General features: G+C 32.6%; 14 protein-coding genes, 1 pseudogene and 1 riboswitch. Of the genes and pseudogenes, 9 read left to right on the top strand and 6 right to left on the bottom strand.

Annotated elements, in window-relative coordinates:
* Positions 1 to 145: 145 nt before the first annotated feature.
* Complete coding sequence (locus SOY52_RS09980; RefSeq protein ID WP_320848808.1) at positions 146 to 1,471, bottom strand: Mur ligase family protein; 1,326 nt, start codon at positions 1,469 to 1,471, stop codon at positions 146 to 148.
* Positions 1,472 to 1,575: 104 nt separating this feature from the next.
* Positions 1,576 to 1,674: riboswitch (purine riboswitch) on the top strand.
* 7 nt (positions 1,675 to 1,681) lie between these two features.
* Here SOY52_RS09980 and SOY52_RS09975 point away from each other — a divergent pair.
* Entirely contained in the window at positions 1,682 to 2,950 is a 1,269-nt protein-coding gene (locus tag SOY52_RS09975) for an amidohydrolase family protein (RefSeq protein WP_320848807.1), read from the top strand.
* A gap of 270 nt (positions 2,951 to 3,220) precedes the next feature.
* Positions 3,221 to 3,781 (top strand): carbohydrate-binding family 9-like protein, encoded by a 561-nt coding sequence (locus SOY52_RS09970; protein WP_320848806.1) that lies wholly within the window; start codon positions 3,221 to 3,223, stop codon positions 3,779 to 3,781.
* On the opposite strand, the gene SOY52_RS09965 is transcribed toward SOY52_RS09970, so the two are convergent.
* Both SOY52_RS09965 and SOY52_RS09960 read right to left on the bottom strand, forming a co-directional pair.
* Complete coding sequence (locus tag SOY52_RS09965; RefSeq protein WP_320848805.1) at positions 3,771 to 4,544, bottom strand: tRNA threonylcarbamoyladenosine dehydratase; 774 nt, start codon at positions 4,542 to 4,544, stop codon at positions 3,771 to 3,773. The two genes, SOY52_RS09970 and SOY52_RS09965, sit on opposite strands and share 11 nt — an antisense overlap.
* A complete protein-coding gene (locus tag SOY52_RS09960; RefSeq protein ID WP_320848804.1) occupies positions 4,516 to 5,136 on the bottom strand; it encodes a TatD family hydrolase in 621 nt (206 codons plus the stop codon). Before SOY52_RS09960 ends, SOY52_RS09965 begins: the two co-directional genes overlap by 29 nt.
* A gap of 394 nt (positions 5,137 to 5,530) precedes the next feature.
* On the opposite strand from SOY52_RS09960, the gene SOY52_RS09955 reads away from it, so the two are divergent.
* Positions 5,531 to 7,144, top strand: coding sequence for a GGDEF domain-containing phosphodiesterase (locus SOY52_RS09955; RefSeq protein ID WP_320848803.1), 1,614 nt, complete (start codon positions 5,531 to 5,533; stop codon positions 7,142 to 7,144).
* Here SOY52_RS09955 and SOY52_RS09950 read toward each other — a convergent pair.
* Positions 7,128 to 8,519, bottom strand: a complete 1,392-nt coding sequence (locus SOY52_RS09950; RefSeq protein ID WP_320848802.1) for an MATE family efflux transporter — start codon at positions 8,517 to 8,519, stop codon at positions 7,128 to 7,130. The two genes, SOY52_RS09955 and SOY52_RS09950, sit on opposite strands and share 17 nt — an antisense overlap.
* A 184-nt stretch (positions 8,520 to 8,703) precedes the next feature.
* Here SOY52_RS09950 and rpsF point away from each other — a divergent pair, with 184 nt between their 5' ends.
* The 6 genes from rpsF (at position 8,704) to SOY52_RS09920 (ending at position 12,848) form a co-directional block, all read left to right on the top strand.
* Positions 8,704 to 8,985, top strand: a complete 282-nt coding sequence (rpsF, locus tag SOY52_RS09945) for a 30S ribosomal protein S6 (protein ID WP_320848801.1) — start codon at positions 8,704 to 8,706, stop codon at positions 8,983 to 8,985.
* Between the two features lie 26 nt (positions 8,986 to 9,011).
* Positions 9,012 to 9,542, top strand: coding sequence for a single-stranded DNA-binding protein (locus SOY52_RS09940; protein ID WP_320848800.1), 531 nt, complete (start codon positions 9,012 to 9,014; stop codon positions 9,540 to 9,542).
* A 35-nt stretch (positions 9,543 to 9,577) separates the two neighbouring features.
* Positions 9,578 to 9,841 (top strand): 30S ribosomal protein S18, encoded by a 264-nt coding sequence (rpsR, locus tag SOY52_RS09935; RefSeq protein WP_320848809.1) that lies wholly within the window; start codon positions 9,578 to 9,580, stop codon positions 9,839 to 9,841.
* A gap of 20 nt (positions 9,842 to 9,861) precedes the next feature.
* A complete protein-coding gene (locus SOY52_RS09930; RefSeq protein ID WP_320848799.1) occupies positions 9,862 to 10,812 on the top strand; it encodes a hypothetical protein in 951 nt (316 codons plus the stop codon).
* Complete coding sequence (gene rplI / locus SOY52_RS09925; protein WP_320848798.1) at positions 10,809 to 11,366, top strand: 50S ribosomal protein L9; 558 nt, start codon at positions 10,809 to 10,811, stop codon at positions 11,364 to 11,366. The genes SOY52_RS09930 and rplI overlap by 4 nt, the downstream gene beginning before the upstream one ends.
* Positions 11,367 to 11,450: 84 nt before the next feature.
* Positions 11,451 to 12,848, top strand: a complete 1,398-nt coding sequence (locus SOY52_RS09920) for a replicative DNA helicase (RefSeq protein ID WP_320848797.1) — start codon at positions 11,451 to 11,453, stop codon at positions 12,846 to 12,848.
* Here the strand turns inward: SOY52_RS09920 and rseP are convergent.
* Both rseP and SOY52_RS09910 read right to left on the bottom strand, forming a co-directional pair.
* Positions 12,845 to 14,164, bottom strand: a complete 1,320-nt coding sequence (gene rseP, locus SOY52_RS09915) for an RIP metalloprotease RseP (protein WP_320848796.1) — start codon at positions 14,162 to 14,164, stop codon at positions 12,845 to 12,847. The genes SOY52_RS09920 and rseP overlap by 4 nt on opposite strands.
* A pseudogene (locus SOY52_RS09910) lies at positions 14,164 to 14,787 on the bottom strand (1-deoxy-D-xylulose-5-phosphate reductoisomerase); the annotation flags it as partial. The gene rseP and the pseudogene SOY52_RS09910, both read right to left, overlap by 1 nt.

The raw sequence follows: 14,787 nt of genomic DNA, 5'->3' as shown, positions 1-14,787 counted from the left end.
GTTGATAATAAACATTTAAGTAAGTTAATCACATTTAAATCATCATTTGGAGGAGAATTAGTTAATAGAACTCCTTCCTTTGATTACTATTATAATTACTTTATTGCATCAAGCTATAGAGTAGTTGAAGATATTAGATTTAAACTTAGACGTGGCTAACATATTGGCCAACTAAAGATCTAAAGCTATCACCTCTATCAAATTCATTTTTAAACATTTCAAAGGATGCTGCTCCAGGGGACAGAATAACAACTTGCATATTAGCTGTATGGTTCTTCTTTAATTCCGCATTTTCAACTGCCTGATAAAATGCAGATGGTAAATCATCATAAGGACCATAATATTTAATATTATTGTTTTCAAGCATTGGTAGTAGCTTATCTCTTGTAAATGAGCCATTAAGAAGTATTACACTAGTTGCTCCTTTACATGCTGAAAGCATCCCATTAGCTTTAATGTCTTTATCTGTTCCACCGCAAATTAAATGGTAGGAGAGGGGATAAAGGGTTTTAGTTGAGAAGGTTACAGCCTCACTAATTGTGGCAGAGCTATCATTAATGAACATAATATCATTTTTTATTGCAACCTGTTCAATTCTATGTGGAATTCCCTTATAACTTGAGAGTGCAAGAATTATTTCATCTTTCTTAAAGCCAAGGAGTTTAAGAGCATTATAAGAACAAATTAACTCCATCTTATTTCCAATATATGGATTAAAGAGAGAAGGGAATACTTTAATCTTCTTTTTTAAACCATGAGTATGGTTAATTACATAAAGCTTTGTCTTATAATTAATTAATATTCGTTTACATTTTTCATTAATTAATATTAGCTTATCATCATAATAAGCATTTAAAGACTGGTAGCTATTTTGATGATCTCTATAAAGACTAGTTAAGATAGTTAACTCAGTTTGAGGCATTATGCCATTTAAGCCTACATAGGTATCATGAATTTGCCAAGAAGACATTTCTGCAACTATGTATTCAGGCATCTTTTCACCTTTTTTATTTCTGCTCTCTAATTCATCAAGAGTGATGAATGCTGAAATACCAATATTCCCACAATACAAACTACTATGACCCATCTTATTTAATGCGTGGTTAATAGCAGAAACAGTTGTAGATTTTCCTTTTGTACCAGTAACTAATATAAGCTTAATATTCTTAATTAAAGGTGAAGAAAAAAGATATGAAAAATCGTTTTTAATACTTTTTGCAAGTGCTAATTGAGGGAGCTTATTTGGAATTGCAGGATTTTTTATAACAACATCTGCCCATTTAATATTGTCTTTAGGATCTTTATCAGAAAAAAAACATGTTATTCCTAGCTTTTCCATTTCATCAGCTAATGGACCAAAAGTTTCCCTTGGTGAAATATCAGATATTCTAACTGTAGCTTTTCCTGCAAAGTATCTTGCAGCAGAAGCACCTCCACCATTTAGCCCTAATCCAAGTATAAGAATTTTCATGTTATCCCTCTAAATACAACAAAGATAAGCCATTTTTTCACTTTCATCTATAGCAAAAATAACAAAAGCCAAGAAAAGTAAAAAAATTACAATTTTATTTTTTAAGTGCTATAATTACCTAAGATAATATATCCTTACGATATGGGTAAGAGTTTCTACCGGGTTGCCATAAACATCCGACTATTATCAAAAAATAGTTAGGAGGTTTAAGTGGAAAGTTTTTCAATTTTTTCAAATTTTATCTATTGTGAATCTAGTGAAGAATTAATTTGTAAGAAAAATAGCTATCTTATAGTACTTGATGGTGTTGTGGAAGGAATTTATCAAGAACTACCTGAAAAGTATAAGAATTTAAAGCTTTACGACTATAAAGATAAGCTTGTTATTCCAGGATTAAGCGATTTACACGTACATGCTCCTCAATATCAATTTAGAGGACTATGGATGGATATGGAGCTATTACCATGGCTTGAAGAACATACATTTCCTGAAGAAAGTAAGTATAAAAGTCTTGAATATGCATCAAAGGCATATGATATTTTCGTAGAGGATTTAAAATATAGTGCAACAACACGAGTTAGTGCATTTGCGACAATTCATAAGGATTCTGCATTATATTTAATGAATGCTTTAGAAAAGGCAGGACTTGCTGGATTTGTTGGTAAAGTTAATTCAGATAGAAATGCTCCTGATATTCTGAGAGAAGAAACTGCGGAGTCAATTAATGCAACTTTAGATTTCATTGAGAAATCAAAAGAGCTTAAGAATATTAAACCTATTATTACACCTCGTTTTATTCCAACTTGTTCTGATACTCTATTACAAGAGCTTGGAAAAATCTCGAAAGATTATAACTTACCTGTTCAATCCCATTTAAGTGAAAATCCTTCAGAAATTGAGTGGGTAAAACAATTAGTACCAAAGAGTAAGTCCTATGCTGATGCTTATCGTATGTTTGGGCTCTGGGGAGAAGAAAAGACAATTATGGCTCACTGTGTATATAGCTATGAAAAAGAGCTTGAGCTAATGAAAAATAAAAATATTTATGTAGCTCATTGTCCTGATTCAAATTCAAACCTTACAAGTGGAATTGCTCGTATCACAGCTTTAATGGATAGTGGTGTAAATGTAGGTCTTGCAAGTGATGTTGCAGGAGGTGAGGAGCTTTCGATCTTATCAGCTATGAAAAATGCTATTAAAGTAAGTAAGCTTAATAAACGCTTAAGTCACAGCGAGGATAGGTCATTAAGCTTTGCTGAAGCCTTTTATCTTGCAACTTACTCAGGGGGATCTTTCTTTGGTAATGTTGGTTCGTTTATAAAAGGCTATGATGCTGATATCGTTGTTTTAGATGATTCTTCCATTAAAACTACATTAAAAGATGAATTATCCTTGCAAGAACGCCTAGAACAATATGTATATTTAAAGCCATCTGATAGAGTTTTTGCAAAGTTTGTTAAAGGAAATAAAGTCTTTTAGAAAAATTTCTCCAATTACTTGACTAGTATTTATTAAAAAAGGCATAATAGTCCGGTAATTACAAAAAAATCCAATTGGAATAAGGAGCAGAACTGTGCCTTGCGGTAAGAAAAGAAAGAAGCATAAGATTGCAACACACAAGAGAAAGAAGAGACTCAGACAGAATAGACATAAGAAAAAGTAATTCTTTTTCGTTGCATATTTAGATGTGATATACAGGGGATGAACTCTCCTGTATATTTTTTTGTATTCTGTGGTAAGATGATTTATATGGAAATAAAAAAACAAAAACAAACATTTATTTTTGATAATTATCTTTGGGGTAGCAAAAGAGAAGATACTACTGTTTCTCTTACACTTTCTTGTGATAACGAAAAGTTATATTTTGAATTTAATGTGACTGAAAAGGAACTTAGACGTATGGTAGTTGAGGATAATGGGAGTGTTTGGCTTGATAGCTGTATGGAGCTATTTATTTCTCCTGATAATGTTAACTACTATAACTTTGAGTTTTCAGCATCAAAAGCCTTAAGGTGTGGTTATGGTCCAAATAGACAGGAGCGTCCTTTAGTAGATAGTGAAAAGCTAAAGCTTGTTGAAAGAGAAATTGTTGTATTGGAAAACAATAATAAAAGAAGTAGATATAGCTTTAAAGGATCAATACCTCTAAAGGAATTTGGTTTAGATAAAGAAGTTTTATACCTTAATGCATATAAGTGTGGAGATGGACTTAAAGAACCTCACTTTATTTCACTTTTTAACATTGATTTACCTAATCCTGATTTTCATCAAATAAAGTTTTTCAAGCCTGTTAAGTTAATTAAGGCTTAAAGGACTTTTCACCTGTAAAGTTCTCACTTCCAATTAAAATTGAAAGTGCATTATGTGCTAGGAGTTCTCCAAAAATAGCTGTAATAGTTACTAAACTTCCTAGCACAACTCTTTTTCGTCCTATTTCATTATTATTTTCTTCACTTTCTTCTTCTTCAACTGGAGTATATTTAAAGTTTACTCTTTCAGGGGAAAATACACACAAAATATCGGTACTAACTCCACGCTTTCTAAGTCCTGATCTAACTTGGCGAGCAAGAGGACATCCCCAAGTGTCACTTATTAATGAAGTTTTTATTAAGGAAGGATCTCTTCTAAGGGCAGCTCCCATTGAAGAAATAATGGGTATATGGTGTTTTACACAGTACTCTAAAAGACCAATTTTAGGATTCAATGAATCGATACAATCAATAACAAGATCGGTATTTTGGGTTATCATTTCATAGTTTTGAAATGAGGCAAAAGCATCAACTGCTTCAACATTACAATCGGGGTAGATAGAAAGAGCTCTTTCTTTTGCAACCTCAACCTTCTTTCTTCCTACTGTGTTATAGGTTGCTAATATTTGTCTATTAATATTTGAATAGGCAAATGTATCGAAATCAACGATTCTAATATTACCAACTCCAGAGCGAACAAGTGATTCAAATGCATATCCACCAACAGCACCAGCACCAACAACTGTAACGTGCTTTTGATGTAATAAATTAACTTGATCTTTTCCAATTAATCTTTCAAGGCGTAAAAATTGTTCTTCTGTCATCGATAATCTCCTCAAGAACACTCGGTAAAATACCCAGTTCCTCGCTAACCTTGTTATACCATAGCTTTAGTGTTTTTGTCTCATCATCGCCCGTAGGCATATCTGTTTCTAAAAAGAACGGTAGCTTTAAAAGCTTTTTAAAATCTTTAGTTTTTTCAGTTCGAGGAGAAAGAGAAATATAGCCTCCATAGTTAATTATTCTCTTAGCACTTTCAAATGATGAGGTAAAGCCATGAACCAAAAATGGAGGAATAGGGGAGTAAAGATCTAATAGATTAAAGAAAACATCTTGATGTCCTACTAAGTGAATAATTAATGATCTATCATATTTCTTGCTGAGCTTAATGGCATTTTCAAAAAATGTCGCTTGATTAGAAAAATCAAATCTTTTATCAAGGCCTACTTCACCTATTAGCCCTAGATCATCTTTTTTTATTTCTTCTTCAATTAAATTTAAATCACAATTAATAAATGAAAGAGAGCCGTATGAGTGATATTTAAAGTTTTTAACATCATCAAATTCCTCAATTTTTGAAGTTGCAACTAAGGCATCTTGAAAATAAGTACCAATATGAGCATGCATATCAAACATTTATTAATTCCTTTACTGTACAAAAGTACATTACTAAACTAAAATAATATTTATGCAATTATATCATGTATTTCCAGAGATAATATCGTTATTCTTAACAATAGTACTTTACATATATCATCACTCTGAAAGGACTTTATTTAATTCTAAGCAGGAAAAGTTTTTACAAAATACAATGATTGTATCTATTTCTACAGTTACAATTAATATAATCTCTTGCTTATTGATAATTAATAGAACTCCTGTAAATACTTCTATTAGTAAGATTATCCATTCACTTTGGTTCTTATTATCTTTATTACAGGGGTCAATGCTTTTGCATTATGTAGTTGATTTTATATATCAACATTCTCCAAATAAATATCTATCATTCTATTATCACAATTTTATATATTTGATTAATGCACTGAATTTTATTCTTGTATTAATAAATTTCAAAACAGGTTGTATTTTCTCTGTTGATAAAACTACATTTGAATACATTAGAGGACCTTTAAATACTATAACACCCCTCATGGTGTTAATTTGTATTGTGCTTTCTCAAGTTGTGTTGATCATTGAAAGAAAATATCAATCCCCTGAGTTTTCTAAGCTTTCAGGATATTGTCCTCCAATTATCGCATTATTACTAATTATTCAAATATCATTTCGTAATTTTCAGTTTAGTGGATTAGTCGGTTATGTTGTATTACTCTTCTTAGTATATAATTTAGCAACTAATGAACTCCTTACTGATTCCTTAACAGGTCTTGGAAATGATGCAGTATTTAGAAATAGTGTAGAGTACCTTTTTGAAAAAAAGATTGTATTCTCAATTATCAAAATAAAGATTAGATCTCTATCTGACTACAAAAAAGCTTTTGATGAGAATGAAACTAATTCATTAATAAATGATATTGCTTCAAGATTAACAAGTGTAAAGTATTTACTAAAAATTTTTAGAACATCTGATGATGAATTTACAATAATCGCACCTGGAATAGATGAGGTTGCATGTACAAAGCTTACAAATGAAATAGTTGATATCTTCTCTGCTGAGTGGATTGTAGGTAACTCTGTTATTAAGTTAATGACAGATATTATTTTACTTTCTTGTCCTATTGTTGCAGATGATTTATCAAGTGTAATTAATATTTTAGAGTACACAAAGCGAAATATTTCCTATAATACAAAAACAAATGCAAGTACTAATAACGTACTTTTAACTATTTGTGATATAAAAACTAAGTCATTAATTAGAAGAGAAAACTATATATTAAATATTTTAAAAAGTGCCTGCTTAAATGAGGAATTTGAATATTATTTCCAACCAATATACAAAGTTAGTGGAGAATATTCAGGTACTGCAGAATGCTTAATTAGACTATATGATAAAGAACATAATACATTTATTCCACCATCAGAATTTATTCCAATTGCAGAGAAATATGGTCTTATTGGTATTATTGGTGAGTATGTATTAAATGCTTCTTCTAAGCTAATACGAAAAGCTATTAATAGTGGAATTACTCCTCCTATTATTTCAGTCAACTTCTCTGCTCGTCAGTTTTTTGATGTAAACTTAGTTAAGGATGTAATTAGTACACTAAATAAATATGCAATTCCACCTAGCTGTATAAAGATTGAAATTACAGAAAGCTTCTTAATTACTAACTATGATACAGTAAGAATTGCTATGGATAAGTTAGTTGAAAAGGGAATTGGTTTCTATCTTGATGACTTTGGATCAGGATTTTCAAACATCCCTCACTACATTAATTTACCATTTGAATGTATTAAGTATGATCATAGCTTGCTATATTCCGCTGCTACAAATATTAAAACAGATAATCTGTTAAAAGCAGTAACACCAAGCTTTAATAAGCTTGGCTATAGAATTATCTTTGAAGGTGTTGAGAAGGAAGATAATCTTTCATATGTAGCCTCATTTGGCGATGTGTACGTACAAGGTTACTATTACTCCTGTGCCATGCCTCAAGAGAAATTTGAAGCTATGCTTGGTCTTTAAGCTTTTTCTTTGTTCTTATAATTGCAATGATAGCAACACATAAGGCAAATATTCCTGTTAAACTATTTGATATCATCATTGTGTATCCAACAGCTTTAGGTCCTAAGTTTGTATAGCTTGTAAAGAATCTTATTACTGGTACTCTGAAAACAAATATTCTAAATACATTAATTAGTAGTACCAGTTTTGTTTTCTTAAGTCCAAGTAAAACGGAAATTGATGCATAGCAAAATGAAAGTAGGAAGCATCCTAAAATCTCATATTGGAAGATTGTAATAATTAGGTTTTGGAATTCTTTATCTAATCCTGCATTACTATAAGCAAAAATATAACTAATAGGATACATCATAAAGATATATAAAAGGTTTCCAATACATCCAATAATAAATTCGATTGTTGTTAAGCGAATAAATATTGATACAACTCTCTTAAAGTATCCTGCACCCATATTTTGGCTTATTAAAGATGTTCCTCCATCTTGTATTCCCACTTGGATTCCTGTAAGGAGTCCTGACATGTTATTTGATATTCCTGCAGCTCCTACAGTAGTTTCTCCATAGGAGGCACTCATATTATTTACTAAAGCTTTACCAAATGAAAAACTCATTTTTTCTATCATGGTTGGAATAGCAAGCTTTACAACTGGTCCAATTGAAGACCACTTCAAGGAAGCTGACTTTATTGAAAAAGAAAAGGCATCATCACCTTTAAAAAGTTTTACAGGACCTAATATAAAAAGTGTTAAATAACTAATTAATGTTGCAACTGCGATGTGATTAATTCCACCCTTTAAAATGTAAATAAAGAATGCTGTTAAAGATAGTTTTACAATTATTGTAATTAAATTGAACTTCAATATAACCTTTGTATTTCCCCTAGATTTTTCTATAGCAAGGTAAATTGAATTAAAGAAATTAATAACAACCCCAACTAAAACTATCATGAAGTAGATACTTCCACTTTGGGTAAAGCCTTCAGGGGTACCGGTAAGTTTTAATATTAAAGGGGTAAAGGGGAGTGAAATAATAATTAAAGCTGAAATGACAGCAGTTAGTAAAAATAAGCTACTTAATTCTTGTTTTACCTTATCGTAATCACCATGACCATAATGGTGGGCAATTCTAATTGAGCCTGCAACTGATAATCCTCCTCCAATTGCAGCAATCATGTGCTGTAGTTGCACCATATAAGCAACTGTTGATACAGCAGTAGCATCAATGTAAGATGCCATTAGGGTATCGAGGATATTAAAAAACTGTGTTATAAGCTGAAATATTGCTAAAGGTAGGCAAACTTTTAAAATAAGTTTAGTTTGTTTTGTAGTCGTTAATACTTCATTTCTGAATGCTTCATCACGCTTTGATACTTTAATCATATGTCTATCATACTCGCCAAAAATAATAACTGATATGTATTATTAACACTTTTTTTTGCAATAATATGATAATTGTAGAATTCCTTACTTTACATTGACTTTTATTAACTTTTTTGATAAATTTCATGATGCCTCTTTAACCGCTTAGTTTGAGCGGTTCATTTTTAGTCCATAGGGAGGAACCATGAGAAATTATGAGTTCACCGTCATCTTCGACGCAAATGACGAGAAGATGAAGGCAGGTCTTCAGTTTGTTACTGATGCACTTGCAAAAGCTGGTGTAGAAATCACCAAGCAGGAAGATATGGGTGTTAAGACACTTGCATATCAAATCAATAAGCAGGAAAAAGGACACTATGTGTACTTTGAGCTTTCTGCAGATCCAGCAAAGATTGCAGGCTTATCACACGAATTCCAGCTCAGCACTTTAGTTCTTAAGTTCTTGTTCGTAAATCCTGAAAAATAATTTCAGAAAAATAGGGAGAAATGTCCATGGCAGGAGATCTTAACGTAGTAACTTTAGTTGGAAGATTAACTAGAGACAGCGAGATTAGATATTCTCAGAAAGGAGATGCTGTTGTACGTTTTTCTATTGCCCTCAACAGAAGAAAGAGGAATGTTGATGGTAGTTGGGAAGATGAAGCAAACTTCTTTAACTGTGTTTATTTTGGTAAATCAGCTGAAGCTATTAATCAGTATCTAACAAAGGGTCGACAGGTCGCTATTTTTGGCGAACTAAGACAAAACAGATATGAATCTGATGGTCAGACTCGTTCAACTGTTGAAATCTTCGTTAACACTCTTCAGCTACTTGGTGGTAATCAAAATTCAGGATCTCAACCAAGAGATTCTTTTGACTCTCCAAGACAGAGTTCATACTCTAGACCAACTTCCCAGTACGAGAACAAGCCAAGATCTCAGGCACCTCAAAGAGGGATGGGATCAGATAGTGTAGATTTACTTGAGAATGTTGATTTCTCAGGTGGTCCAGAAAATTATGGGGATGACCCAATACCATTCTAAGGAGAATTAAAATGCGTGATGATAATGAAGAATTCATGAACGATAAGGATGCAGCTATCAAGGATAGAAAACTTGGTGCTCGCAAAGTTGGATTTAAGAAAAAGGTTTGTAAGTTCTGTCAGGCTGGAGCACAAATGCCAGATTATAAAAACCCTGATATGCTTCGCCGTTACATTACTGAAAGAGGTAAAATCCTCCCAGGTAGAATCACAGGTACATGTGCAAAGCACCAGAGAGCTTTAAATTCTGAAATTAAGAAGGCTCGTGTTCTTGCATATCTTCCATTCGAGAAAAAATGATTTCTTAAGGTAGCAGAGTAATGGAGAAGAAAGATACTAGAGACATAATCTTACTTACTGTATTAAGTTTTATCTTAAGCTGTTTTTCTGTAGGATCTTTAGTTTTTACTTTTCCACTTCTGTTACTAAGTAAGCGCTACCCAAAGAAGATTACGGACACCGCCTGCGTTGCTGTGATGGTGCTGGCTGCTGGAAAGCAACTATATACTAGTAGAGATGTGCTTATGAACAGCCTAACGTATTTCTTTGTGGGAAACAACTTATTTATTCCTTTTGCTCTCATACTAGGCGCGATGGTATGGATGCACACTAAAGGGGAGGACGTTGTAAAGAGACTTATCTATACAATTGTTCCAACTCTTGTACTCTTTATTCTTTTTGCGGTGGTATACACCATATCACCACAATCAGCCCAAGGAGTGTTATCAACTTACAGAGAAATCTTTGTTGCTCTGTTTTCAGAGATTTTTCAGTTAAGTAGTGAAGCTCTCAATACTATGTTTGACATGGTACTTGAGATGATGCTCAGCTTAGTGATCCCTCTTGTTTTTATAAACATTGTAGTTGTTCACTACCTGTATGAAGCATCAAAAAATGGAAATGATGTTAATTTTGATAAAAAAATAATTAACTTTTCACTTCCATACAGTTTTATTTATGCCTTTTTAGGTCTTTGGACAATAATGCTATTAAAGCGTTTTGTTTCAATTCCTATGAGTGTAAATGTAATTGTAAACAATTTAGCTTTGTTAGTAACACTTTTCTATGGCATGCAAGGTTTTAGTATTATTCTATACAACCTAAGACGAAAGGGTAGCACATTAAGTGGAACAAGAATGATGGGATTTTTGATTCTTTCTATGATTCTACTGCCTGGAATAAATGCGATTTTAGTACTTGCACTCGTTGGTGTAGGAGTTGTGAATACTTGGATCGAACTCAGAAAACCTTTTAAGGAGTCTTTGATATGAAGATTATTCTCAATCAGGACGTTGTCAACCTCGGTGAAGAGGGTGATGTAGTAGTAGTAAAGGATGGTTACGCTCGTAACTATCTTCTCCCAACTGGTGCAGCTGTATTATACACAAAGGGTAACGCAGCTATCTTCCAGTCACGTGCAGCTCAGATCGAAAAGAGAAAGGCTGAAAAGAGAGCTCAGAGTGCTTCATTAAAAGAGAAGCTCGATGCAACAGTTATCAACCTCGTTGTTACAGCTGGTGATTCTGGTAAGCTCTTCGGTTCTGTAACAGCTTCAATGGTTCAAGAAGCTCTTGCTAAGATGGGCATCGAAGTTGAGAGAAAGAAGATTGAAGTTGCAACACACGCTATCAAGATGGTTGGTACATACTCTGTTGTTGTACACCTCTATGAGAGTGAAGTTTCTCACGTTAAGCTTGTTGTTGAGTCTGAAATCCAGGTTAAGGAAAGAAAGGCTGCAGAAGCTAAGGCAGCTGCAGAAGCAAAAGCTGCTGAGGAAGCTAAGGCTGCAGCAGAAGCTGCTGCTACAGAGACAGCTGAGAACTAATATAGATTTTAGTTGTACGCCACTAGTAATAAACACTAGTGGCATTTTTTTTGTTTTATTCTATAATCATCATAGGAGATTAAAATGGCATTTGAAAATAAAGGACAAACATTACCATATGATGAGGATGTAGAAAAAGCGGTTATAGGATCAATTCTTTTAAATTCAAATGCACTTGAAATAGCTTGTGAGGTAATTAAGCCTTCTGATTTCTATCACACTGGGCATCAAAAACTTTTCCAAGCATTAATTGATTATTCAGAGCAAAAGCAACTCAAAACTCTCGATTTTCTATCAATTATTTCCTTTCTTGAAGCTCGTAACCAGCTTGCTGAATGTGGTGGTGCTGCATATATCTCTTCTTTAACAGAAAATGTAACTAACACTGCTTCTGTTAGTGTACATGCTCAAAAAATTAAAAATCTTTCGCTTAGAAGAGCATTAATTAAAAATGCTGCGCTCCTTACATCTAGTGCTTATGATATGAGTGCAAATATTCAAAAGGTTATTGATGAAGGAGAAGCAGAATTAGGTAGATTATCAATTGGTAGTGGAGAAGCTAATAAAGATCATCAAGTAAATGATTTTATTGCTCAAACTATTGAAAACATTCAAGAGAGAATGTCTGGTGCTTCATCAGGTGCTGTAGAAACTGGCTTTGACGTTCTAGATAGTGCAACTGATGGTGGTTTTAGACCAACAGATTTCATTATTATTGCTGCTCGTCCATCAATTGGTAAAACTGCTTTTGCAACCTCAATTATTCAAAATATGGTTACTAAAGGTAATTCTAGTGCTGATAGCTACTCAGTTGCGTTCTACTCCCTTGAAATGAGCGGCGTACAAGTTTGTCAGCGTCTTATTTCTGGTATTTCTAAGGTTCCACTAAAAACTATTAGAAATGCTACCTTCTTTGGTGGAAAGGATAGAAACTTTAATAGAATGATGGATGCATCAAACAATTTATATGATAGAAATCTTTTCATATTTGATACTCCTAATATGAAGTTATCAGAAATTAGATCATCAGCTAGAAGACTTAAGAGAGAAAAAGGGCTTCAAGCCATGTTTATCGACTACATTGGATTAATTGATGCAGAAATGGATGCCACAATACCTAGATTTGAACAAGTTGCAAGTGTATCAAGATCATTAAAAGCGCTTGCTCGTGAGCTTGAAATTCCTGTCGTTGTTCTTTGTCAGGTTTCTCGTGATGCCGAAGGTGATAAAAATGAACCTCAGTTAAACAATCTTCGTGACTCAGGTGCAATTGAACAGGATGCAGATGTTGTAATGTTCTTACATAGATCAAGAAAGGTTGAACAAGATAAGCTTGTTAAGGATAAAGAAGGTAACCAAACTTTAATGCCTACAAAGCTAATTATTGCTAAGCAACGTAATGGTGAGACTGGTGAATTCAAAATAGGATTTAGACCTGTTACTGCATCATTTGAGAATATTGATCAAAATGTTCAGCTTTAAGATAAATAGAATTTAATATCTACAAAATATAGTAAAAATAGTAATACTGTAGAAATAACTAAGCCAAGGATGTGAAATACAATATATGTCTTTGGCTTTAATTTTCTTTTAAATACTAATAGATATAAATTTACTAACATCTGTCCACCATCAAAGGAAGGAATAGGTAAAAGATTAATCACCCCAATAGAAACAGATACAGTTGAAATTAAATATAAAAAGGTTCTAATACCAGTATTTAGACTTGTTTTAAAGCTAAGTGTCGTAATAGAGCCAATTTGACTTGCAGCTCGTGTTGGCCCTGTAATTTCATTTCTAGTATCTTTAAGTTTTCCTGTAACGACATCTAGTAAAGTTGAAATAATATTTCTTATTATATTTTGAGTTCTGTTTAAGCCTAAAATTATTGCATCTTTCATAGTAGGCTTTGGAGTAATAGCTATATCACTTTTCCAGGCAAAAGGAAATTCCTTCATAGGGGACAGATTAATTGTTATATAGCTACCATCACGTAAAACAGTAATATCCATAACTTCATCACTATGCTTATATAAATCATATGTGCAATTTACTTGATCCCCATTAACGCTTATTATTTCATCGTTTTCTTTAAATGGAGAATCAGGAGTAACTCGTGCTATTATTGGTTTTTGATAAAGAGTTAAACCAAACTTACCGTTTTTAGGTGATAGTAAAGTTGTAACTTCTTCATTTCCTCTTAATAGAGATGCTAATACTGGACGATTATTATGTTTTATTAAATAATCCTCTGCATCTTCAAAAGTGTTTATTACTATGTTATCTAGAGAAATTATTTTATCTCCAGGCATAACATTATCTTGTTTTATATCTATATTAAACATAAATGGGTAATCAATTGCATTAGCAATTAAAGGATCATTTACAATTCTTTCAACAGGTATGTAGGAAATAATAATAAATAATAGGAGTGCTAATAAAATATTAGCAATGGGACCAGAAAAGAATATTAAAAAACGTTTAAAAGGGGAGGAGGTAAAAAAAGATCCTTCTTCGCATCTTTCAAACTCTTTAGCATCATCTCTTAGTGCTTTTATGAGATCTGTAGAACCATTCATTTTAGTACTTCCACCAAGAGGTAAAAGTCTAATTGTAAAAATTGTTTTTCTACCGTGAATAGAAAAAAACTTTGGACCCATACCTAAAGAAAACTCATCAACACTTACACCAACAAGTTTAGCAGTAAGAAAATGAGCTAATTCATGGAGAAATAAAACTAGAGAGATTCCAAAAAAACCTATTAGAAATTGAATAATAAATGTTTTTAACAAAGACATTAAAATCCTTCTAATGCAATAGTACGAGCTTTATTATCAACTTCAACTATCTCATCAAAGCTATTACATTCTTTAGAAAAGTTATACTTCATAACCTTTTCAGTAATACCTGCAATTTGAGTAAACTTAATTTTATGATCAATAAAGAGACCAACAGCAACTTCATTAGCAGCATTAAAGGCAATAGGGTATGAACCCTTTTTCTCAAGTGCAATGTATGCAAGCTTTAATAAAGGAAATTCTTCTTCACTCCATGAGCTAAATGTCAAAGTTAAATCTTTAAATGAAAGTGGTCTAACTACATCCTTTAATGGATTAATTTCATCATTAACTGCACCGACTATTGGGAGCGTCATATCTGGTGGAGAAAGCTGGGCATAAACTGCTCCATTTGCTAACCTTACCATTGAATGAACAACAGATTGTCTATGAATAGTTACTTCGATTTTACTTGATGGTAAATTGAATAAGAATCCAGCTTCGATAACCTCTAAGCCTTTATTTGCCAATGTTGCACTATCGATACTAATCTTTTTACCCATTTTCCAAGTAGGGTGGTTAGTCGCTTCTTCAACTGTAACATTTTCAAGATTCTTTTTTTGATAAAAAGGACCACCAGAAGC

The organism is Bullifex sp., from assembly GCF_034103065.1.
Lineage (GTDB): Bacteria > Spirochaetota > Spirochaetia > Sphaerochaetales > Sphaerochaetaceae > Bullifex.
The sequence above is the reverse complement of the archived record's forward strand: the minus strand, read 5'-3'. Positions and strand labels throughout refer to the sequence as shown.